The 24,038-nt window shown below is 54.6% G+C and carries 14 protein-coding genes and 1 pseudogene; 9 read left to right on the top strand and 6 right to left on the bottom strand.

Annotated elements, in window-relative coordinates:
• Positions 1–29: 29 nt before the first annotated feature.
• A complete protein-coding gene (locus D1823_RS11090) occupies positions 30–1,655 on the bottom strand; it encodes a murein L,D-transpeptidase (protein WP_254683717.1) in 1,626 nt (541 codons plus the stop codon).
• Positions 1,656–1,863: 208 nt separating this feature from the next.
• On the opposite strand from D1823_RS11090, the pseudogene D1823_RS22280 reads away from it, so the two are divergent.
• The 7 genes and pseudogenes from D1823_RS22280 to D1823_RS11050 all read left to right on the top strand — a co-directional run bounded on the left by D1823_RS22280 (position 1,864) and on the right by D1823_RS11050 (position 12,965).
• Positions 1,864–2,433 (top strand): annotated as a pseudogene (locus D1823_RS22280) (alpha/beta fold hydrolase).
• Positions 2,434–3,738: 1,305 nt separating this feature from the next.
• Positions 3,739–6,765 carry a hypothetical protein gene (locus tag D1823_RS11080; protein ID WP_117869957.1) on the top strand — a complete coding sequence of 1,009 codons (3,027 nt, stop codon included), beginning with the start codon at positions 3,739–3,741 and terminating at the stop codon, positions 6,763–6,765.
• Positions 6,762–8,018: a hypothetical protein gene (locus D1823_RS11075; protein ID WP_117869956.1), complete on the top strand. Its 1,257-nt coding sequence runs from the start codon at positions 6,762–6,764 to the stop codon at positions 8,016–8,018. Before D1823_RS11080 ends, D1823_RS11075 begins: the two co-directional genes overlap by 4 nt.
• A gap of 1,711 nt (positions 8,019–9,729) precedes the next feature.
• A complete protein-coding gene (locus D1823_RS11065; RefSeq protein ID WP_162896812.1) occupies positions 9,730–10,992 on the top strand; it encodes a ferredoxin reductase family protein in 1,263 nt (420 codons plus the stop codon).
• A gap of 437 nt (positions 10,993–11,429) precedes the next feature.
• Positions 11,430–11,693 (top strand): hypothetical protein, encoded by a 264-nt coding sequence (locus D1823_RS11060; protein WP_254683716.1) that lies wholly within the window; start codon positions 11,430–11,432, stop codon positions 11,691–11,693.
• A 117-nt stretch (positions 11,694–11,810) separates the two neighbouring features.
• The gene (locus D1823_RS11055) at positions 11,811–12,218 is read left to right on the top strand and encodes a universal stress protein (protein ID WP_117869953.1); all 408 of its coding nucleotides are present in this window, start codon (positions 11,811–11,813) and stop codon (positions 12,216–12,218) included.
• Positions 12,219–12,440: 222 nt separating this feature from the next.
• Positions 12,441–12,965, top strand: a complete 525-nt coding sequence (locus D1823_RS11050; RefSeq protein ID WP_117869952.1) for a flavodoxin domain-containing protein — start codon at positions 12,441–12,443, stop codon at positions 12,963–12,965.
• A 13-nt stretch (positions 12,966–12,978) separates the two neighbouring features.
• Here the strand turns inward: D1823_RS11050 and D1823_RS11045 are convergent, their stop codons facing one another.
• Entirely contained in the window at positions 12,979–15,726 is a 2,748-nt protein-coding gene (locus D1823_RS11045) for an HAD-IC family P-type ATPase (protein WP_117869951.1), read from the bottom strand.
• Between the two features lie 403 nt (positions 15,727–16,129).
• Between D1823_RS11045 and D1823_RS11040 the strand changes: the two genes are divergently transcribed.
• Positions 16,130–16,507 carry a nuclear transport factor 2 family protein gene (locus D1823_RS11040; RefSeq protein ID WP_117869950.1) on the top strand — a complete coding sequence of 126 codons (378 nt, stop codon included), beginning with the start codon at positions 16,130–16,132 and terminating at the stop codon, positions 16,505–16,507.
• Positions 16,508–16,693: 186 nt separating this feature from the next.
• Positions 16,694–18,487, top strand: a complete 1,794-nt coding sequence (locus tag D1823_RS11035; protein ID WP_117869949.1) for an alpha/beta hydrolase — start codon at positions 16,694–16,696, stop codon at positions 18,485–18,487.
• Positions 18,488–18,651: 164 nt separating this feature from the next.
• Here the strand turns inward: D1823_RS11035 and D1823_RS11030 are convergent, their stop codons facing one another.
• The 4 genes from D1823_RS11030 to D1823_RS11015 form a co-directional block, all read right to left on the bottom strand.
• Entirely contained in the window at positions 18,652–19,080 is a 429-nt protein-coding gene (locus D1823_RS11030) for a phasin family protein (protein WP_117869948.1), read from the bottom strand.
• Between the two features lie 143 nt (positions 19,081–19,223).
• The gene (locus D1823_RS11025; RefSeq protein ID WP_117869947.1) at positions 19,224–20,348 is read right to left on the bottom strand and encodes an ABC transporter permease; all 1,125 of its coding nucleotides are present in this window, start codon (positions 20,346–20,348) and stop codon (positions 19,224–19,226) included.
• Entirely contained in the window at positions 20,349–23,045 is a 2,697-nt protein-coding gene (gene rbbA, locus D1823_RS11020; protein ID WP_117869946.1) for a ribosome-associated ATPase/putative transporter RbbA, read from the bottom strand.
• Positions 23,042–24,037 carry an HlyD family secretion protein gene (locus tag D1823_RS11015; protein ID WP_117869945.1) on the bottom strand — a complete coding sequence of 332 codons (996 nt, stop codon included), beginning with the start codon at positions 24,035–24,037 and terminating at the stop codon, positions 23,042–23,044. Before D1823_RS11015 ends, rbbA begins: the two co-directional genes overlap by 4 nt.
• Position 24,038: the final 1 nt, after the last annotated feature.

Below are 24,038 nucleotides of genomic sequence, written 5' to 3'. Positions count from 1 at the left end.
TTGATTCTCGCGCGCCGCGTATTTTTTGCTCATCGGTCCAATGCTGCCAGGATACGAGCATCCCGTTCGTATGGGTCCTCGCGGAAATGAACGACCCCGTCTTCGACCCACGCTGTCCAGTATGTCAAAAGAACCGGCATTGGCTCAGGTAGATCAACGCGCGTTGTCTTTCCGCTATCCAAAATGGACTGCATCTTCTGTCGACTCCAATCTGGCTCTCCCTCCATCAGAAGGCTCGCGAACTCGAATGGATATTCAAGACGAACGCAGCCGGAACTGAGATTTCTCTCGTTTCGGTCAAAAAGGGTTTTGTCATTTGTGTCGTGCAAGTATACAGCGTACTTGTTTGGAAACATGAACTTAACCAAACCCAGCGCATTGTCTGGGCCCGGCTGCTGAACCAAGGTCACGCCGGGGTTCTTCGCCCCCCAGTTTACAGCGTTTGCGGGGATTGTCTGGCCATCCTTGTTCCGAACGACATAGTTGTTGCGTGTCAGATAGGCTGGATCCTTGCGGATGCGCGAAAGTTTGTCTTTACGAAAAATCGAGGCGGGAACGGTCCAGGTGGGATTGAATTCCATGTACTCAATTTCATCTCGGAACACCGGGGTCTTTCGGTAGGCTGACCCTGTGATTGACCTAGTGGTCCAAAGCGTGCCATCCGATGTGACCAAATATGTGCGGGCTCCTGCAATGTTCACCAGCACGAATTCGTCGTCGACTTCCCGCATAAGCCAGCGGCCACGTTCCAAGCTGAGACGCAGCTTGTTTATGCGATCCTCTACCGGTTTGTTGAGCGATGCGAACGTCTTACCGCCGATGACCCCATCGGCTTCTAATCCATGTCGACTCTGAAAGGATTTGACTAATTTCACCAAGTTATCGTCGTAAACCCAAGATGGGTCTATGCCGTTTTCGCCGTCTTCAGAAGAACCGCTTGATTCAACGTAGCCTTCTGCCGCCAACCTTTCGCGCAGCTTAGCGAGGGCAGGATCTACCATTTCTGGTTTAAGAACGGTGTCATCCGGAACATTGGTCCAACCGCCCTGTAAAGCAATGGCCCTATACTTACTCAGTGCTTCGACAAGCATCGTATACTGCGCATTGTCGATATCGATGCGTTCGATTAACGCGCTAAAACCTTCACCTTGAAGAAACTGATTCAGGACAACGGCTGGGTCTTGTTGAATTACCGGTTTTGAGAAGTTCCAATCGTCGTCCAGTGCATTTGGGTCGACTTTCCCAAACACCAAATGATGAACCAGTTTCACTGCAGCGTCAGTTGCCAGAATATCGAACAATGCTTGATTGGAGACATCCCCACTTTGGGCGGCCTTAAATGCGGCTTGAAGCTCCGCTAAGTCAAAGTCATCTGGTCTGAATCCCTGTTCTATTGCTCTATCCAACTCATCAAAGAGTTCGTCCGACAATACATCGCGTTTCCACGCAGGAGTGAAGTCCCTCTCTTCGTAAAAACGCGGCACTAGGATTTCAGCATCCAAGCTCTTGCTGTCAGGCAGCGTGCTACTCACGCCCAACTTTGCATCGAGTAGAGCAGCAATCTGCTGTGAGATCTCGTTTGCGACGCTTGGGTTGGGGAAGATTATTGCCAATGCAGTTAGCGAAATCGCGACTAACGACTTAACGTGACCCACCAATACCTCCTGCGGCTTCGCGCTATATGCTGTCTCTATGTGGGAGGATACTCATACATAATGTATAATCAAATCGTAGTTTATGATTTTTTTATTGCCATTTGATTGGATGGTTCGAGAGCAGTGTGTATATGCAGGAGATCAAGTTCAAACGATGCTGTGAACGAAGCGGCCCTAGTGAATCTACTGTCATTGCAGTATCGACGGAGTGAGGCGAGTTTTGGCGACATTTGTATTGGTCCACGGAGCGTGGCAAGGGGGATGGTGCTGGGCTCGCGTAGCAGCCCTTCTGCGCAGGGAGGGCTACGACGTTTTCACCCCGGCACTGACAGGGTTGGATGAACGCGCTCACCTAGTGAGTGACGAAACAGATCTGGCCATGCATATCTAGGATGTCCTTGGGGTAATCAGGTGCGAAGAACTCTCTGACATTGTTTTGTGCGGTCATAGCTATGGCGGCATGGTTGTCACCGGAGTGGCGGATAGAGCACCCAACCACGTTCGATCACTTGTGTACCTTGATGCGCTCGTGCCGGGCGATGGGCAGGCGGCCTTGGACGTTTTGCCCGCGGATATCGCGGCAGGGCTTCGTGATAGTGCCGTCGATGGCAAAGTCGCGCCGGGCCCGGCGGAGGCTTTTTCAGTGAATGGAGCAGACTGTGCGTGGGTGGACCGCCGAAATGTCGCGCAACCACACAAGACATTTGGGCAACCGATGCAACTGGTGAGCGGCGAAACCAAGGTGTTAAAGCGGACCGACATCTATGCCACCGGCTGAGTCCCAAGGCTTGGCCAACCGTTTTTCGAGCGATATCAGCATCAGTCGGGGTGGACGGTGATTTCGGTGCTATTCGGGCACCACGTGATGATCGATAGGCCTGACGACTTGGCCCGAATGCTAATGTCCGCAATTTGAAGGTGGCCACCGTCTCCTGCACGAGCGGGTGGACAGTGAAATCGCTCGCATAGGATAGTTATTCTTTCCAACCCGGTTGTGCTATTTCAACCACCGTTTCGGGGAAGATGCGCCGCAGCGCCGCAAGTGATGCCGCCTCTCGACTGAACAGCTGACATTGATCTCGCTGCACCATCTTCGGGCGGCTCCTGTCCGCACAACTGGAATTGCAAAGTTCGGATTTGAATGTCGGCTTAGGGCTGGGACCTGCCGACTGAACACACAGCATCCAGATGGATCGGAAATGGCGGATCAGGGCTCAAACGACTGATTTTGCAGAAGTTCACCAAGTACGGATATTGACTAAGCACCGCTTGAAACAGTTTTCGATAGGCGGCTATTGGTACGATGATCTGTTACCAGAGCCATTCGCTTCAGTCTTAATTCCATGGCCAGTTTTGATGCACCGAAGTAATCGGATAAAGACGATAGCATCATATTGTACGGTGCGTAGTTGCAAGGCTGGTCATCGACAAAAATATAGCCGTGCTCCCTGTCTTCGATTCCTAGTTGGCATCTTAGCTCGTCGACCTTTTGCCTGAACTGTGCTTCGGGTAACTACCTTGCTTTCATACGTCGTATGAAGAAACAGGGAATCTATGATATGGGTCGTTGGAGTGGTGAGAGACAGCGTGGGTGATGATACAATCAGGGATCGCTTCACATAACACCCATACTGCGACGTACGCGGTTTGTTATGACGCCGCAATTCATGCGGCGGTCGCGAAACCCGCCGATCGAAATCCGGATCGACGAAGACCGCAATGCGGACAAATTGAGCCTTCGCCGCGAACGCGCCAATGGCAGCTTCCCGTAAAAACATTCTCGTATGTCCCAGACAAGTCCGACGAGGCCATGCGGGCCATAAGAGAATTTTTGGAGCGTGTAGCTGCCGCAATCTAAGTTTACAGCATCTTGCAGCCTCGCATTTGCGCGTCCAAACGCGCGATGAAGGCCGGTACGTCTATAATGCGTCTTCGCGGTCCGGACGGTGGTGCAATCATGCGCCCAGATTTATTCCCTTTGGTTCGAGATATCTGACTATAGTCGGCCAGAGGCTGGACCAATTTTGAAGGCCCTGAGCGGTGTATCCGCGTGCTTTGCTTGATTCAAAGAGAGGCGATTGCCATGAACGACAGGACAGAAACTTCCGAAACATCGCTCGGGGGCCTACCAGTGCTGCCGGGTGATCCTGTTCCTACACGCCTCGATGTGCTGGGAAAGGCCTCGACTGAAAACCAGATCCTGTCGCGAAAACTTGATCTGTTTTTGCCCACAGGGCTCGACACTGCACCGCCGACCTTGTCGTTTGACAGGTTGCGAGATGTTCCGATCCGCTGGGATCAGGTGCTGGGCACCATCGCGGAGGATCCGAAGTTGCCAGCCTCGGGCGCGGCGTTGCGTACATTCTTTGAGTCCTCCTGGTTCGGCACGCCAATGGCCGAGGTGACGCAAGATGACGTCACGCGGGTGCTCGAAAACAAATGGGCGTTTGTTCTGACCCCGCCTGAGGATCCCGAGGACACCCCGCCTCAGGTCTTTTACCGCGCCGCCGACGATGGGTCGCAGGCGGTCCCGGTGACACAAGGTTCCCTCCTGCGCCATGGCACGTCGGGGCGCATGTATCTGATTGAGGCGGCACCAAAGGCGATCCCGCAAGCCACTGCTCAGGACGCGACCGGGACTGGCCCAACCGCGCCTGCACCGGTTCTGTTCACTGATGTCGACAGCTACGAGACCTTCTGGAGCAAGCGCGCTGTCACCCTGCACCTTCTCGCCAGCAGCGAGGCCGATTTGGCAGGCCTTGTCTCCACCTATGAGGAAATCGACATGCGGGCGCAGTTCATTGAACGACGCTATGCCGAGCTGAAAATCCTCAAGGAACTTGCTGATGCCAAATCTGCCCGCGCCGAAGCAGCACTTAACAGCTCACTAGACGACACGACGCTTTTGCTAGACCCCGATCAGGCAGCGCAGTTCGAGCCGCTGTATCTGGAAGCCAAGCTCGAGCCTTATCGCATTGATCAGCAATTGCGTAAGCTGCAGGAAGATGCAGCCGCGATGGGCTATGTGCTGTTTATCGGCAATGCGTCCGCCGTTGCCGAAGAAGTTCCTGACGGCTCGTCCATCACCGCTGAAGACGGCAAGCTTTACACCACCAGGCGACGCAAGGCGTCCTGGACTGTTCGCGAAGAACGTACCGTTCTAGAGCGTGCTGGTAACCTGGTAGACGAAACGCTTCGTACGTTGGTAAACCCGTTCCGCACGCCAAAAGTGAAGCGCGTACAGCGGTATAAGTTCAGCCGCGAGTCGCGGATTGTGACAGATTACATCCCGGTCGATACCGGCTTTGACCCGATGATCGCCCGGAGGTTCGCGCTCGAAAGTGAAGGTGCGGAGGTGTTCGTTTGTCGCGAGACACCCGCAGGGTATCAGACCGAAGATGGTCAGTTTCTGTCTGATATCATGGCACGCTGCGCGGCAGACGAAGATTTTCGCCGTCGCGCGGTCGTCATGATCCCTGGCTATGAGCAATCTGTTTCGGTCGAAAAACCCATCGTCGCCTGGCATGTGTATCACCATCCACTGCCAGCGATCTTCCCCACTGGTCTGACGCGCCTGTCGGTCAACGAAGCGCTCTCGTATCGGCTTGCCTGGAAAGGTGCGGAGCTGGGTGAGTTGGTGAGCACCATCACTTTGGCCCCCGGCGAAAACCGCGAGATTCGGTTGACCCAGATCTATGAGGAAGAAACCTCAACCCGCGAAACCCGCACCTCGGTGGCGGAATTAACCAAGAAAAACCGTACTGATATCTCCACTGAGATGGAGCAGATGACCCAGTTTGACAACGAGCTCAATGTCTGGGGCAACACCAGCGGTGGAACGTCGGAGACGGCGGGTCCGCCTTTTATCCGCTCGGAATACGCAGCAGGGGCGTCCAACACATTGAAGGTCTTTACCCAAAGCCTCAACAAAATTGCCCGCAAGGCCAGCGCCTCCGTCAATCAGCGCACCAAGACCACTGTTACCACGGACAGCTCTCACAAGATCAGCACGCAAAACAGCGAAACCACGGTGATACAATTGTCCAATATCAATGAGGGTCGGTCTCTCAATCTGGTGTTCAACCGGCTTTACAACCGATTTGAGACGGGGCTGTTTTTGGAGGATTTGCGCTTCTCCGTGACCACCGGCGTGGAGCTGATCGCGGGCAGTGGTCTCTATGAGCAACGCTCTTACCGGTTGGGTGAGATCCGGGCGCTGCTGGAAGATGTCGCCGCCGCGCCGCTGCCCTTTGACATGAACGCGCAGGGGATCGAGGCGTATCTGTCGAGCATTCTTGATCTGATCCTAGCGCAGCTCTCTGCGGAGTATCTGACGCCGCCTGACGAGGGCACTCAGACACCGCGCTTGGGTAGCGCCCCCGGCGAGGAAGAAGAGGTATTGCCCGAGGATGCGGCCAGCGCGGCAGCTGTGGATGCGGCCCCGGAGCTGCGGGCCCTCGCGTATGCGGCGCGTCAGAAGCTGCGCGATGGGATGACTCCTGACGCGCCACCGTTAAAAGGCGGCGCGCTGGGCGCAGATCTGCCAAGCGCGCTTAGCGACCGGATCGGGATGATCGAAGATCTCGCGGCCACGCTGAACACCACGTCCTTGCCCGTGGGTGGTGCAGGTTCGGCCGATCTTCTGGTGGCCAGTGAAGGCCTCTACATGGACTCAATGGTCGGCGCGCGTCCCGCGACAGAGCCTTACTCCGAAGAAATGCGCGCCCAGGAAATCCGTCTGCGAGCCGCTCGGGTCCAGCGCGAACAGTCCGAGGCGCAGCTGTCGCTGGCGCAAGCCACACGCATTGCGGGGCAGGCGCGGGTGGTCGGTGGCAACTCGATCATCGGGGTGTTGTTGTCGCAGGATGGTCGCAGCCTGGTGCTGAGCCTTTCCTTGCCCTTGTCACCTGCCCAATGGGCTCTGGTCATCGCTGGCAAAGTAGAAAGCCGTGCGCGGATCGATCCATCGCAACGCGGGCGTACGATGATTTCGGTTGATCTGAGCGCGGTCAGCGTTGCCGCCCGGAACCGGATGAAGAAAAACGCGCAACTCATGAATGACGTGTCGCTGCGCGACCTAAAGACCGAGGATGAGATCTTTCCGACATGACGGATTTCTCTTTGTATAGTGGGAAGATGGCCTATGACTCATCACAGGGGTCCGCCCTTTACAGTGTAGGGCTGCGCCGCCTGGATAAGCTTTACAGTTACGGGCTGGAGCGCAACGAACCGATTTCTCATGAGGATCTTTCGAAAGCGAATGTCACGCGTCTCGAGAACTGGAAAACAGGTCTTATTAGCACGCTGGACGCGGCTGAGAAGGAGAGGTTCAAAACCGGGTTCAAACGGCTCGAAGCCGCGTTTGAAAAGGTTGACTTCTACTGGAAACATGGCACCGCCCACGAAGCCACCGTCAGAAATATCATGGCGTCTGGGCGTATCCTGTCGGGGGAGGTGGTTAAGGCCCGCGCACAAAATATTTTTGCAAGCTACGGCAACACTGGCTCTGGTGAGGCTAGCGCACGCCAGGATACCCTTTTCGTTTACTTCCGTGTTGAGACCCATACCTGCGCTATGGAGACCAGATTTGGCAAGTATCAGTTCGTTGTCAGAACCAATGTGAACTCGGAATGGATGAACGACAGCTGGATCACGCTGCGGGACATGCTCTACCCCTATGGGCGAGGCGGCGTAGTGGAGATCCTGGCTGGAGAAGGAGAAGGAGAAGGAGATTGCACCTATATGCGCCGGACCCAAGTCCTGGCCGAAAACGCAGCAAGCAACAACGCCGTGGTGACCGGCGCTGTTTTTAAACATTCCTTTACCGAGCTTCGCAGTGACGGTAATCACAAATCGAATTTTCGGGAGCGGACAGAAAGCGTATTTGAGGGTGCTTTTTACGGCCCCGCGGATATCAAGAGAGGGATCATGCTGTCGCTGTGCCGGGCGATGTATGAATTGCCGCCGTTCTGGCAGGAGATCCTGGACGCCGCAGAGTCTGATCTGCCCCAGGTGATCGCTTTGCGCCTTGAGAAATTTTTCAACATCGAGGGAAAAGTCCCGGTCAGCCTGGAAGTTGGGCCGGAAGTGGCACGTGAAAATGATCAGGATGATTATAAGTTCAAGACAGGTGTGAGCCTTCCGATCTGGGAGAAAAAAAAACGGGACAGGTCGAGCAGATCCAAGGACAAGGGGACCAGCACGTCGCAACCAGCCGAGAAACCGAAACCACCGAAATATGCGGGCGACTACGCAGGAATCCCACGGATTGGCGCCGCGACCCAAGTGAGCGGCGGTGGGCTTAAGAACCCCTCGGACGGCGAGTCTGACGAGGATTGGAACCCAACATATTACGATGGCTAAGAGGGTGTCTGGCAACCGACGGGTTCTGAGAGTTCAGCTGCAAAAAGTTGTCATTCGATGATGTGCAGAAAATGGAAGGTGTGGGCTCTATTGAGACATTAGCCACAGCGTTGATGAAGGGTCGCTATACAGATTGGGTAAGAAATGAATGATGCATTTTACAACTTTATTGGGGTTTTCGCCGTAAATTGAGTCAAAGATCAGTGACGTTCCACATTTCCCCGTAAGGCGACACATAGTTCTGCCACCAGCGACAGAACCTTGCCATTTTCGCCTCACTTCCTTCATCCAGCACCTAGACCGATTTCATTGATTTTGACTTCCTTTTTGGGAATATCGGGGCTGATTTGCAGATCAGACGCCGAAGGCCCCTGTTCCTGCTGACCTGCCACATGGCGAACGCGGATGGGAGCGAGGCAATGCTATTCGACAATGGTGGTGCGGCCCGCAGGCGCAGCCGAGGACACGGTGTTGTCTAATAGGGTGGCCCGAGGGGGAAGGCAGCGTCTTACCCCTGATGGCCAGGGGCGTTTGGCTTGTCCAAATCCCGCGGGCCCCAAAACAAGTGCGTCGGCGCGGTCTGCGCCGTAACTCTTTGCGCCAGAACACGTTGTTTTTCTAAAGAATGGGTGGAAAGCCAACCTTCGCTGCAACCGAAATAGTCAATAGCACAAGCCTACACAATGGGAATTCAATACACTGGTTGATAAGGACTGGGACCAGACGCTGGCGGCTTTAAGGAGAAGCGTTCCAAAGGCCGTGTGGTCGGCGTAGCAAGAATTTTGCGAGGGCTGGCTATTAATGGCACGAGTAGATTCGACCGGAAGCACAAATTTAAACACTCATGGCTGAAAGATCTGCAAAACAGTGAAGTAATTCAGAAACTTGCAATCAAGATACATGCCTTGCAACTGTCACGCTTTCTCACCCCACCAAGGGGCGGCTACATTCACAAGGCTAGAGTAGTCATAGTCTGGTTTCCTCTCCCGCTTTTCGGCAAAGTCACTAAGTACTCCCGATAACTCATAGCCATGAAACTTCTGCTCAACCGATTTCGAAACGGCATCATGAACGTCGGAAAGGTCATATGACTTTAGACTTTGTTCCAAGTCTGCATAACCGACTAGCGCAACTGGAACTCTCTTGTTCATCTTCGCTCCATAATGGCTTCGATGAACCAGAAATCCTCCGTTGCTCAAACCCCTAAATTTGTCCGGTGGGCGCTGACGTCAGACATACCAAGATTCAAAAGCCGGTTCATGTTTCGAGCACCCGAAAACTGGGAATGAAAACTAGTGATCAAAATAGGTGATTTCGACATTATCATCTTCGATAGGTGCTATATTCTAAGTACTGAGTCACTAGTTGTGCGAATTTGCTTTCGCGAAAACGTTAACGGGGATCAAATGGCTTGACTGGATCGCAACATTTTACCTGGAAGTCTAATGGATTGTAACAGCGAAAGGATTCTCTTTTTCCGCTCAATCATCTGTGAATAGGATTTGAAACATAACTTTTGATTTGTGGAGGCCGCCGTGGGACTTTGCAAGGATTTGTCCGCTTCTGCTATTGCAGGAACAAAGTGCATGAGCGTGCGCCGTCCGAGAACGGCGCTGTTGCCAATTGACCTCCTTTCAATTGGCTCTTCTGATCGTAACACACAAATGCAATGAGTGCGCCGTTTCTAATATCAGCCTACCTGGTAGTACTCTTGCTACCACTCGGGCTTTCTTATGCTCTTGGTTGGCCGCCTCGGCCATGGCACCAGGAAATCGCGTCCGGACTTGGCATCCTGGCCTTTTCGATCATTCTTGTTGAATTCATCCTGTCTGGCCGGTTCAAACGCATTTCAACAGGTATCGGCATGGACGTTACAATGCGGGTCCACCAGGTTATGGCGCGTGTCGCTTTGGCCTTTGCCGTTGTGCATCCACTGTTCTATCAAGGCTCGGTTTCCGGGGGTTCTCGCCCTTGGGATGAAACGCGGCAGTTATCACTCACAACGGATTTGACAGCCCTCGCAACCGGGATTCTCGCTTATCTTCTACTGCCTGCTCTGATCCTGTCTGCAGCCAGCCGAACGAAGCAAGAATACAAATACGAATCCTGGCGTTTCACGCATGGGATTGGAGCTTTGTTGCTTGCGGGATTGCTACTACATCACACCATAGCAGCAGGGCGCTACGGGTCGCATTCGGTCCTGACTGTTATGTGGTCCGCTATGGTAGCGATTGCAGTCGGATCGCTGTTGTTTGTGTATCTTTTTAAGCCGTTGGGGCAGCGCCGCAGGCCATGGAGGGTGGTATCGAGACGCAGACTGACCCCCAAGCAGTGGGAACTTGTGATCGGCCCTGACGGTCACAACGGGCTGGTGTACGAGGCGGGCCAGTTTGTTTGTCTGAACGTAGGAAACAGTGTGTTCTCACTGCACGAGAACCCCTTTTCAATAAGTTCGGCACCGGCAGAGGGGCCAGAGATTTCTTTTGTGATCAAAGAACTCGGCGATTTTACCGGTTCGCTTGAGCGACTCGGGCCCGACACCTTCGCCTATCTGGATGGCCCGCATGGTAGTCTTACGATCAATGGGCGGCAGGATCCTGGGGTCGTGCTGGTTGCGGGAGGGGTCGGAATAGCTCCGATGCTCAGCATTTTACGGCAAAATCGTTTCGCCGACGTCCCAAAGGATATCAAACTGATCTATGGGAACCGCATGAAAAACCAGATCGTCTATCGCGAAGAGCTGGCGGCGGAAAACGCAGTTTTCGCCCTTTCAGAGCCGCAGGAAGACTGGGACGGTGAAACCGGAGTAATTGATGGAGCCCTCCTTGATCGTGTCCTGACTCCTGACCACTACGCGCAATGGCTTTTTGTGCTCTGCGGACCTGCAGTAATGATGGACGTTGTCGAGGATCATCTGATCGCTCAAGGCACCCCATCGGATCGCATACTTTTGGAAAGGTTCGACTATGATTGATCAATTCAGGCGAATGTCCTTGCGTCGTCGGATCTCGCTGGCAATTTGGTTGATCGTCGTCATTCTATGCGCCGCAGTTTTGGGCTTCGGTCTGCGATAGAAGATAGCCCATTTTGTTTTCTACCAGGTATCGCTGATACGCCTTGGATTCCATTGATATTTGTCGGACATGGCTTGCTTGTCTCGCCAAAAACACACTCGATGTAACCTGATCATCATGAGCGAAATCAAAGCAGAACCGAAGGGTGCCTGGTAAACTTCTCTTGGAAAACGCATTTGCAAAGGAGGAGGAATTGCTGGGAATTCGCGTAAAAATAGTGGGGCTATTTGCTTCGGGTGCCGTACTGGCACAGGAAGTCAACGTTCAGGAAGGAAACGAGCTGTATCGGACCTATTGCTGGTAATGCCATGGTTTTGAAGCGACCGGAAACGGGCCAATGGCTGAAATGCTGGCGATCAGGACACTTGATCTTGCCCAATTGGCAGCACAAAACGACGGAGTGTTCCCGACCGATACGGTTGCACTGAGGATTGATGGACGATCGGCGGTGCTTGCCCACGGGGGAGACATGCACATTTTCGGACCGGCGTTGGATTCAGACCTTCAAGTCGCGCTTTCTTTGCCAAATGGTCAGCAGATGATGACGGGCGTGCCGCTGGCGAATTTAATCTCTTTTCTTGAGACCTTACAGATCGAGTAGTTCGCCAAAGGCAGTTCAGGACATCTCGCCCTGCGGAACGCGACTTGCGACAGTTCAGAAATCTAACTACCGCTGATGTCAGTCCGAAGGCATCAGGAACGTTAAAGGGGAGTTCACATGTACAAGAACATCCTGATCCCTGTAGCGCTGGACCGTGATCATGATACTAAGGCATCTTTTGAAGCCGCTCGCCATTTGGCAGACGCCGACACCAAATTCACCATACTTCATGTACGGGAGCCGATCCCGGCTTACGTGGCATCTCAAATTCCTGAATGCGTTTTTGAGAATACGCGACACGAGCCTCTGGAAGAACTACATCGGAAGGCATCGGAACTGCCTGATGCATCGGCACGGCTGATCTCAGGGCATCCGGGCAGAGCGATCGTCGATTTCGCGAACGAGAACGAAATAGATTGCATTTCGATAGCCTCGCACAAACCTGGTTTGGAAAACATCTTTGTTGGCTCAACAGCCAACAAGGTCGTTCATCACGCAAAGTGCCCGGTTCACGGAACACCTTGATATATTTTAAATCGACCTTCGTTCGCGCGATTAGGGTGAGGGCATCGCAATTAAGTTAGCATTTTTGCATGGTGGTCTTTTAAGGGATTGCGAGCGGATTGTTTCCCGACGGTGGCTGGAAGGCAAGGCTGCCAATCCAAGCCGATTGACCAAGATCAGCGTTAACCGCGAGAAGAACTGCTATTATGGGCGCGCGTTTCAGACCGTTTGGAGGAGGTCGGTATGATCGTAACTATTGCCTACGGCAGCATAGAAGGTCAGACTGCGAAAATCGCGGACTTCATCAAGGGTGTTGCGACAAAGAACGGGTTCGAAGCCACTCTGATCGATACTGGTCGGGAGATAGATGAACTCTTCTTTGAAGGTGTGGACAAATTCATCCTTGCGGCCTCGGTCCACGAGCGACGGCATCCCAAGCCATTTGAGACATTTATAAAAACAAATCGTGACGCCTTGCTAGCCGGCAGCTCGCTGATGCTATCGGTAAGTCTTAAAGCGGCTTTCGCCAAAGGTCGGGAGGAGGCAGAGGACTATCTGGCTGAAATGATTTTGCGAACCGGTTTTGAACCGGACGAAAGCGCTCTGGTCGCGGGTGCAGTGCGTCCCGAAAGTTATGACTATTATGAGAAAGAAGTTGTCCGTCATGTTGTTTTAAGGGGTCGGCGCGTCGATCTGCGAGATGGCATACAGGAGTTTACGGATTGGGCCGCACTGGAAGCAGTCGTGACGGCATTCTTGAACAGATAACGCTTTCTGCGCACTAGCGCCGATGCCGATTGATTGTGGTTTTGGGTCGCGCCCCCAGGGTGAGAGCGATTTGTTTTTCCAGCTCAAGCAGAACAAACAGCGCAATACCCAGGCCGACAATAAGGAGGCCGTCCTTTAATCCCACAGCAGCGGTTCCCAGGACATTTTGAAAACCCGGAACGTAAGTGGCGGCGAGTTGCGCCGCTGAGACGGCACCCACACAGGCCCAAACGGTTGGCGTTCCCTGGATCGCCTTCCAGGTCAACGACGTGCCATAGATATTGCGTACAAAGAACAGATGGAAAATCTCCATCACCACCAAAGTGTTCAGCGCTAGCGTCTGCGACAGTTCTACAGAGTAACCTTGCCGTTCAGCATAGGTGAAAATGCTGAAGACCCCGGCCAGAAACAGACCAGAGACAAGCGCAATGTGCCATACCAGTTCACCCCCCAGGATCGGCGCGTCGCGCGGACGGGGCGGTCGAAACATCGTGTTCTCTTCGGTCGGCTCAAAGGCAAGCGCGATGCCAAGCGTGATGGCTGTGATGAGATTGATCCAGAGGATCTGAATCGGAGAAACCGGCAGCGTTAATCCCAACAACAGGGCGACGATGACGACCAGGGCTTCACCCCCGCTTGTGGGCAGAAGCCAGCTGATGACTTTTTTGATATTGTCAAACACCGTACGCCCTTCACACACCGCCGCAGCGATGGTGGCAAAGTTGTCATCGGCGAGGACGATGTCGGCAGCTTCTTTGGCGGCCGCTGACCCCTTTTGGCCCATGGCGATGCCTACATCCGCGCGTTTCAGGGCCGGGGCGTCGTTGACGCCATCGCCGGTCATGGCAACCGTCAGGCCTTGCGCCTGCAGCGCATGGACAAGGCGCAACTTATGCTCCGGGTTTGTGCGAGCGAAGATATCCGCCTTCAGAGCCGCGAGTGATAACGCGGTATCGTCCAATTTGTCGATCTGTGCACCGCTCAGAATGTTGTCGGCGTGGACCAGACCAATGTCCTTGCCGATTGCTGCGGCTGTCCCGGCGTGATCACCGGTTATCATTTTGACCGCAATACCTGCGTTCTGACAGGCAGCAATCGCATGTTTCGCTTCTTTGCGTGGCGGATCGATCAGACCAACAAGCCCAAGGAAGACCAGATCCCCCGAAAAGTCCTGAGACGTTAGACATGTCTCACCTTCGTGTGCAGGACGGGAGGCGAACGCCAATACCCGGCACCCTGCCGAGGCAAAGCGATCTTCGATCGCGGACCATGCTACAGGGTCAATTGGCAGTGCGCTCCCATCGGCGTCGAGCTGCGTTTCGCAAAGAGACAGCAGCGTCTCGGGCGCGCCTTTGACAAAAATCTTACGTGCTCCGGCCTCACTCTGATCCAGCGTCGCCATAAAACGCCGTTGCGCATCGAAGGGTAGAACATCGCGACGGTTCCATGATGCCCGCCCCCCGTCCAGAGGGCCTAGGACCTTTGCGGCGAAGGACAGAAGCGCACCCTCCATCGGGTCGCCGTTTACATCCCAAACACCGGATCGTTGTTCAAGTGTCGCGTTGTTGCAGCAGAGCGCGACGGTTGCCAAATCCCGCAGGGTTGGCGGCAGAGTCTGTATCAGTTCTGAACCATCGCACACAATAGCACCGGCGGGATCATAGCCGTCGCCTTGGATGTCAAAGCAATGGCTTCCCACAGCAACATTGGTCACCACCATTTCGTTGCGAGTCAGGGTGCCGGTCTTGTCTGTACAGATGACCGAGACCGAGCCAATCGTTTCGATTGCGGGAAGGCGCCGGACAATGGCGTTGCGGCGTGCCATGGACTGCACCCCGATCGCCAGAGTGATGGTCAGGACCGCAGGAAGCCCCTCGGGAATTGCGGCGACCGAAAGACCAATGACCGCCATGAACAAATCAATGAAGCTGTATTCAGCTACGAAATAACCGAAAGCCAGAAGGATCGCGGCCACGGCCAGTATAAAAAGTGTAAGCCAGCGCGCAAAGGTATCCATTTGGCGTACCAGCGGCGTCGAGAGTGTCTCGACCTCAGAGATCATCCGGCCAATGCGCCCGATCTCGGTCCGCGTGCCTGTTGCTGTCACAACGCCGCGTCCCTGACCGGCCGTGATCAACGTGCCGCCAAACACCATGCCGCGCTGGTCGCCAAGTGCTGCGTCTGCGTCAGTTGCTATGTCTTCTTTGTCAACGGCGACTGACTCGCCTGTCAGAATAGCCTCTTGTGCCTTCATGCCATGCGCTTCGATCAGGCGCATATCGGCAGGGGGCTTGTCACCAGCGTCGAGCTGAACGATGTCGCCGGGAACAATGTCGGCACCATCGATTGCGATCCGCCGCCCATCACGTAAGACTGAAGCCTTTGGGGCAAGCATCTGATGGATCGCATCCATTGCCTTTTCAGCCCGACCCTCTTGCACGAACCCGATGCAGGCATTGGCCAGAACAACGGCAAGAATGACGACAGTGTCCACCAAATGCCCCAGCAAAAAGGTTATAGCTGCTGACCCGACAAGCACGTAGATCAGAACATTGTGGAAGTGAGCCAGGAACCGCAGGATCACATTTCGCCTGTGTGACGGCGGCGGCTCGTTGCGTCCGAATTTCTCAAGACGGAGTTTAGCTTGTTCTGAAGTAAGCCCGGTGGCCACTGTTTGCAGGTCCTTAAGCACATCAGCACTTTCTTGCGTGTGCGGCAGGGCACCAGGTGTTTCAGGCAGAACTTTAAGGCGTTCTGGCATTTCAAACTCCGTTTAAGACACGTCTCAGAGATGTCGTTGCAGCAGTGAACTTGGGATTGATGCGCCCTCGTGACGACGGCCAAGTCGCACCGTCACGACAGGCTTATGGTTGAGCGATTCCTTTATACGCGGTCCTGCCGTGGCCGTATTTGATGTGGTTCAACTCAACGACGCGGGATTGAAGTGTGCGCGATTTTCACAGCTTCCTTTGTGCAATTCGGATTGTGTGCGTTGTATAGCACAGCAGTGACGTCCCGGTTCCAAAGGGTATCTTTCGGTTCCATCGCGTGAATGAGAACCGCAGGCCGTACAATCAAATGCTCAGGGCTGTTCCATTTTGATCTTCGTCAAGGTTGAACGCAGTGCGCAGAGGTACAGTCATCAACATAACAGGAGGTCTTGCATGGAAGCGCTAGTCGAAATAGGCCGGGCATTTGTTCAGGCGATGCGTGATCGCAAAGGCTTAATAAGCGTTGACGAAATGTACGCAGAAAACGCTCAGTCCGTAGAGGCGGTTGTGCCTCCGGTAAGGCAATTTCGGATTACAAAGGGTCGCGATGCCATCAAGGCGAAGCGAGAAGACTGGCTGAAAACACATGAAATCAAGGAGCTTACTGTAGACGGCCCCTATGTTCATCCTCCCAATCGCTTTGGGGTGGGTTTCAACGCCGAGGTCGTGCAGAAAGACACGGGACAAAGCATGACTCTTAGCGAGATTGCCATTTATTCCGTTGAGGATGGCAAGATTGTACTGGAAGAGTTCTTTATGCTGCCGAAATAGCGAAAGATGCCTAGCAATACGGATTGCCGGACGCTCGCTGCTTCTGCAGGAGGGGTCGCCGACTCCGTGCGGCGGCAACAAGTATGTCCAATGAAGATGGGCGGTTGCCTGGTCGTTCCGGGCTTGGTGGCCGCGAAGGTTTAAGATCGCAGCTTTAGAGCACTTTGCCCAGATCGGAGAACCCAGATGACTGAATTACCTCCTGACAAGCTGTCTGCTGAAGACAAGATTCCTGCGGCAGACACTGGGCAGAATACTCCGCGACACCCTTATGAGAAACTTGACCGCGCTACGCGCGCGGCACTAGCCCGTGCCACCGCCGGTGTATCGCCGCATTCGATTATGGCCACTTGGATGGATTGGGCCATGCATCTGGGTCGTTCCCCCGGGCGCCAGCTTGAACTGACAGAGCGCGCGGCACGCGATACTGCAAAACTCTGGGTCTATGCCTGCGAGATGGCGATTGGAGCAAAAGCTACTCCGCCTTTTCAGCCACGCAAACAAGACCACCGCTTCAGTGCACCCGGCTGGCAGAAGGCGCCATTTTCGCTATGGCAGCAAGCCTTTCTAAGCGCACAGGATTGGTGGCAGGCAGCAACGGACGAAATGCCGGGCATCGCCCCCCGCGACGCGGAACGAGCTCAGTTTCAAATCCGCCAGGCCCTGGATCTCATCTCCCCATCGAATTTCCCATGGTCAAACCCGGAAATAATCAACCGCACTTTCCAGACCGGTGGTCGCAATCTGGTAGAGGGCAGCGCGCATTTCATTGAGGATGTTGCCCATACCATAACGCAAGAACACGAACTTGCCCCTCAGGGTTATGAGGTTGGCAAAGACCTTGCCGCAACTGCCGGCAGGGTCGTTTTTCGCAATACGCTGTTCGAGCTTATTCAATACACACCGCGCACCAAGAGCGTGCAGGCCGAACCTATCCTTTTTGTGCCTGCCTGGATCATGAAATACTATGTACTCGACCTCTCTGCTGAAAACTCCATGGTGCGATACCTAGTCCAGCAGGGCTTTACTGTATTCATGATGTCTTGGGTCAATCCCACGGCTGATCAAGCTAACCTTAGCTTGGAGGATTATCGCCTGAATGGCGTTATGGCAGCGATTGACGCCATCGAAACAATCATCCCGGGTCAAAAGATACACACCAATGGATATTGCCTTGGCGGTACACTTCTGGCGATTGCGGCTGCGGTGATGCAACGTGATGGCGATGACCGGCTTGCCAGCGTCACACTCATGGCAGCGCAGGTTGATTTTGCCGAGGCCGGTGAGCTTTTGCTGTTTATCGACGAGAGCCAAGTCGCTTTTGTCGAAGACCTGATGTGGTTGCAGGGCTGTTTGGACCGCCCTCAGATGTCTCGGACTTTTACAACTATCCGCGCCGAAGACCTGATCTATGCGCGGGCAGTGCGGCGCTATTTTTTGGGTGAAGACGATCTTCCAACAGACCTGACCGTCTGGAACAATGATACAACCCGGATGCCCGCACGGATGCATTCCGAGTATCTGCGCGGACTGTTCTTAGAAAACCGACTGAGCGCCGGACGGTTCGCCGTCGAAGGACGGGTTGTCGCGCTTAAGGACATACGCGTTCCCATGTTTGTGGTCGGAACGGAATCAGATCACATTGCTCCGTGGCGCTCAGTTTACAAGATACGTCTTTTTACTGATGGAGACCTGACCTTCGTGTTGACCAATGGCGGTCACAACGGCGGCATCCTGAGCGAGCCGGGGCACAAGCACCGCCACTATCGTCAGGGCCATAGACCGGCGGATGCGCTGTATACCTCACCGGATGAATGGCTTGAAGCGACGGAAATACGGCAAGGTTCCTGGTGGCCAGCGATGGCGGATTGGATAAAAGGCCGTTCGTCTGGTGAAACTGCGCCCCCGCTGATGGGGGGAAAACGAAAGGGGGTCGCAAAACTGCCCAAAGCGCCGGGCACTTACATTCATCAGACCTGAACGCTAGGCCCCAGCTTTGCTTGGTCAACCATGTGTGGACAAACATGCAAAACTGGCAGAGCGCTATCGCAATAATAGTCACCCGGCTTGGCCTGCGATACGTGAATGGTCAGATAGGACCACGCCTGTCGAAGACAGGCTGCGTCAAACGGGTTTAATCGGTTCTAGCTTTTGGATTTGCCCGCGGCCTTGGAGGCAGCTTCCATGCTTTCGCCGATGGCGTCTGCTTCTGTTTCGCTCACGTGTTTTGCACAGCGTGACACCATTTCGAACCACTCACGTGCATCTTCCACCATTCGTTCTATGGAATGACGTTGCCAATCGGCGACGGCCTGCATCGTTTTGGCCGGATCTGGGTTGTCGCCAGTCGTGGTTTCCCGGGCTGTTTGCAGCGCAGTACGTGTAGCTTCGTGGCGGCGTTTGAACCAGAGACGCGAGTATTCCTCCGCCTCGCTCAGCAGATGGTCCTGCGCTTTCCAAAACTGTTCGATCTGCGGTGCGACCACCGGGTTCATGGACATCACGCCCCGCATGGATTTCAACGCGTCGGTAAGGGCTTCCTGTATTTCGGGTTTGGCTGATTTTGTAGGCATTTGGACTCTCCCTAGAAAGAAGACGGTGAGCCGATTTTACCATGTCTACAGGCGCATTCACATTAACCGAGATCAAATTCGCGAGGTATTTGCGCACTGTCGTTCCCGATATGCCTGGAAACGGCGCACGCGACCGGTTCATATCAGCTCATCTGGGTGACCGACCTTCGGAACATAAACAGGCTTGTCATTAACAGTGCCAAACCCAACACAGCCATCCAAACGAATTCCGGCCAGATCATTTCGATTCCAGCACCTTTGAAAACGATTGCTTGGCTGGCTGACATATAGTGGCGCGACGGCAGAAACAGCGTTCCGGTTTGCAGCCAGTCTGGCTGCCCTTCGACAGGTGTTTCCCCTCCGGACAGCATAAGCATTGGCAGGACAATCAGCATGACCAGAAGCGCAAACTGTGCCATCGAGCGCGCGATCGTAGCCAGAAAGACCCCAAGTGCCGTGGCTGTAAACAGAAAGAGCGCCGTTCCACAAAGAAATAGTGTTTTTGACCCGGCAATTCGAATGTCCAGCGAGCCCTGCATGACGAAGGCCAGCGATAACCCGGCAGCGATCAGGACAACGGCCGCATTGGCCCAGATTTTAGCCAAAGCGATGTCAAGCGGGGTTAGGGGCATGGCCAGCAGATGCTCAATTGTTCCGTGCTCTCTTTCCCGGATCATGGCAGCACCCGTCAGGATGGTCGTGAGCCACATGATCTGACCGATCAGCGCAACGATGCCAGCAAAACGCACCGTATCTCTGTTTTGGTTGAAGGCGCTTCTCAGAATGACATTGATTGAGGGTGGATCCATGAGATCTACACCGATTGCAAAGCGATGGATCTCGGCGCTCAGAATGTTGGTGATGTAGTTGGCGCCGATACCTGCCTGCTCCATGGCCGTGGCGTCTATCAGAACCTGAATCTCTGGCGTGCGCCTGGCACGCAGGTCTTTTTCGAACCCTGGCGGAATGGCGACAATAAAGATAAACCGCCCGGCATCCATATGCGTTGGGCCGGTCCCCGGTTCAATTTGCACGACCGGCTGAAACTCCGGCGGGAAAAACGCGGTGGCAAGTGTCCGCGACAATGGAGAGTTATCCTCATCTGCAAATGCGATCGAGGCGTTGTTCACCGAGCTTGCAACGCCTGTTGCCTCCATGATCGGAGCCAGCGTGAACGACCAGACCAGCAAGGCCATCATCACCCAATCGCGGCGCAGGCTCATCACTTCCTTAAGCCCTAGCCAGAATATGCAATAGAGGCGTTGCATTCACTTCTCCTGCGCACGGAGGCAAAGAGCGGCGATTAGTGTCAGCACCGGCCCGAAACAGGCAAGCGCCAGAATGTCCGGCGCAAGAGATTCCCAACCCAAGCCCTTGGTGAACGCGCCGACGTTCAAATGAAGAAAGTAAGAAGACGGCCAGAGCGAGCCAATAACCTGAGCTCCCCCTTCCAATGTGGAAACAGGTTGCAATAGGCCCGAGAATTGGATGGTTGGCACAACCGAGGCTATGGCCGTCGCAAATGTCGCCGCCACCTGACTGGATGTCATTGTGGCAATCAGCAATCCGTATGACGTCGTTGCCCAGACATACAATAACGCACCAACCGCCAGCGGAATGGGATCGCCTTTGAGGGGCACGCCGAAGACGAAAATGGTCATCGCTGCCAGCAGCAGAAAGTTCGCGAAAGCAATTGCAATGTAGGGGATTTGCTTGCCGATCAGGAATTCGAGCCGAGTTGTCGGCGTTACGTAGAAGTTCACCACAGATCCCAGCTCCCGCTCACGCGCGACACTGACCGCCGTCAAGACGGCCGGCAACATGATAAGCAGAATCGCCGGCGTGGCCGGGGCCATTGCTGCAATGCTCTCAAAACTCTGATTGTAGCGAAATCGTGGTTCTATCCGGGCAATCTCGAAGTCACGTTGTCCGGTGTTACGGGCGTATTCATCCAGAAAGGTCTGATGCAGCCCCGCGACATATCCTTCAACCGTCTCGCCTTTGAACGGAATGGCACCATCGACTGTCGCGAGGACCTGTGTCGGCTCTCCTGTGCGCAGCTTACGGCCGAAGTCCGGTGGCAACTCTATGACCAGTGAAACGTCTCCGGCCTTTAGCCGGTTGCGCCCTTCCAAAGCGCTGTTCAAGGGGGGCGTGGGTTTGAAGTAGGACGACCCCGCGAACTCAGTCGCATAAGCCCGGCTTTCAGGACCCTGAGAAAGGTCCAGAACTGCAAAATCCAGCTCTTCAATGTCTAGCGTAATGCCAAAGCAGAAAACTAACATCAAAATGGCAGACCCAAGAAACGCAAAGGCAAGGCGAACAGGATCGCGCGCCACTTCGACGGCCTCGCGTCGTGTATAAGCCAGCGCACGCCCGACACTTCCGCCCACATGTTTTGAACTGGTCGTTACGTCAACTTTTGGCGCTGCAACCGGCGCTGGTTTTTCCGCCGCCTCTAGAATTGAGATGAATGCCTCCTCAAGGCTGTCTGCACCTTCGGCGGCGATCAGTTCGGCTGGTGCGCCTTCGGCCAAGACCTGGCCTGCATGCATGAACGAAACCCGGTCACATCGTTCTGCCTCTGCCATGAAGTGGGTGGAGACAAAGATCGTTACCGCGTCTTTTCGCGACAATTCAACGAGCAATGCCCAAAACGTATCTCGTGCCTCGGGGTCCACCCCGGAGGTCGGCTCATCCAAAATCAGCACACGCGGGCGATGGATGATTGCAACTGCCAAAGATAGGCGCTGTTTGATCCCAAGGGGCAAAGTGGCCGCCAAGGTATCACGATGTGCCGCCAGTCCGAAGCGTTCCGTCAATTCCGCAATGCGCGCGTCACGGTCACGGATCGCAAAAATGCGGGCATGCAACTGCAGGTTCTGGTGCACCGACAATTCGCCGTATAATGAGAAAGCCTGGCTCATGTACCCAATATCGCAACGCACTTTTCGATCCCGGGCGTCAACGGGTTTGCCGAATAGCGATGCCTCACCTGAGCTGGCCGGTAGCAAACCGGTCAGCATCTTCATCGTCGTGGATTTGCCGCAGCCGTTTGATCCCAGAAACCCGAAAATTTCTCCGCGATTGATTGAGAAGTCGACGTTGTTCACTGCGGTGAAATCGCCAAAGCGCCGTGTCAGCCCGCGAGCAGTGATCACCGGATCCGTGTCGATCTGTCGAACGATTGTTTGATCCGACTCTGAACCAGACGCCCCATCGGCCCGCAAGCGTCGGTATGCGGTTTCGAAATCCTTGTCGGCGCGCTTCAATTCGGCGGGTTTGCCCTGAAAGATGACGCGACCTGCGTCCATCGCAACGATCCGATCAAAGCCTTCGGCCTCCTCCATATAGGCTGTCGACACCAGAACAGAGAGCTTAGGGTTTTCCGCTCGGATCGCTCCGATCAACGTCCAGAACTGTTGACGTGACAACGGATCGACACCGGTTGTCGGTTCATCCAGAACCAGGAGCTTAGGGTCATGAATCAATGCACAGCACAGGCCCAGCTTCTGCTTCATCCCGCCAGAGAGTTTGCCCATCAAGCGATCCTCAAAAGGCGCAAGCCCCGTCGCCGTTAGCAACGCGGCGATCCGTATATCACGTTCAACGTGCCCCTGGCCGAACAGCCCCGAGAAGAATTCCAAGTTTTCGCGTACCGACAGTTCTGAATAGAGGTTCCGACCCAAACCTTGCGGCATGAATGCGATCGCGGGACATATACGTCGACGATGAGCGGGCTCATCTATTGCACCGCCTAGAACGTTGATTGACCCGGATTGCAGTTTCTTTGCACCTGTGATCAAGCCAAGCAATGTGGACTTGCCCACCCCATCCGGTCCTATGAAACCGACAAGCTGTCCGGTCGGAAGTTCCAAGGATACAGAGTTCAGCGCGACGTGTTTTCGATACCTGTGCGTAACACCGGCGATGCGAAATTCTGACGCGGCGGCCGCCAAATTCATTCGAACAGCTCTTGCGGGATGCGCTGTTCAAGCGCCTCGGGCCACGCGCTGGCAGGGTTGATCCGGATCACGGCAATCCCACGCAGGCCAGTTTTTACATGTTCAATCCGGCTTTCAACCAGGTCCTGGGGGATACGGACGCGGACGCGAAAGACCAGTTGCTCGCGTTCATCCAGGGTTTCGACCTGTTTGGGTGTGAACTGTGCCTCGGGAGAGACAAAGCTGACATATGCGGGCGTGGCGTATTCGGGCAAAGCGTCAAGCACGATGCGAGCCTCGGCGCCAATCGGCAACAGCCCGGCTTCGCGCGCTGGAAGAAATATTTCCATATACACGTTCTCAAGACTGAGAAGGGTCAGGATCGGCTCGCCCGATCCGACGACCTCGCCGGGTTCTGCCAATCGATAAAGTACACGCCCCGGCATTGGTGCCAGCAGGGTACTGTCTTCAATCTGCGCCTCAATCCGGCGCACTTCGGCCTCGGCAGCGGCAATCCGGCTTTCTGCGGTTGCAACACGGGCCTTGGCGGCACCCAACACAGCAGCAGCAACTTGATGGATGGTTTCGCGTTCTTCGAAAACCGTCTCAGAGATAGTGTTCCCGGTCAGCAACGCCGTTGCGCGTTCAAGCTCTTGCGCTGCCCTGCGCTGCTCACTCTGGCGTTGCAAAACCAAAGCCTCGGCTTCAGCTTTTGTTTGGCGCTCCAGCGCCACCTCAGCTTTTGCCCGATCCAGCGCAGCGGACAATTCATCTATGTCCATCTCGGCAAGAACATCACCCGCGGCAACCATGCCGCCCTCAGGTGCCAGAACCTTGGCAACGCGACCTGCGATTGTCGGTGCAATCTCAACCTGCTCGGCCTCAATTCGTCCATTTCCCTGAACGAAACCATTCGGCAATTGATTGCCGTTTTGGGAAATAACGGAATAAAAAACCGCGCCAGCGATCACGACGACTGCCAGAGCAAAAAAGATGGGCGAACTCTTCTTCATA

The organism is Ruegeria sp. AD91A (genome assembly GCF_003443535.1).
Lineage (GTDB): Bacteria > Pseudomonadota > Alphaproteobacteria > Rhodobacterales > Rhodobacteraceae > Ruegeria.
Note: the sequence above shows the minus strand (reverse complement) of the source record. Positions and strands in the feature narration are given on the sequence as shown.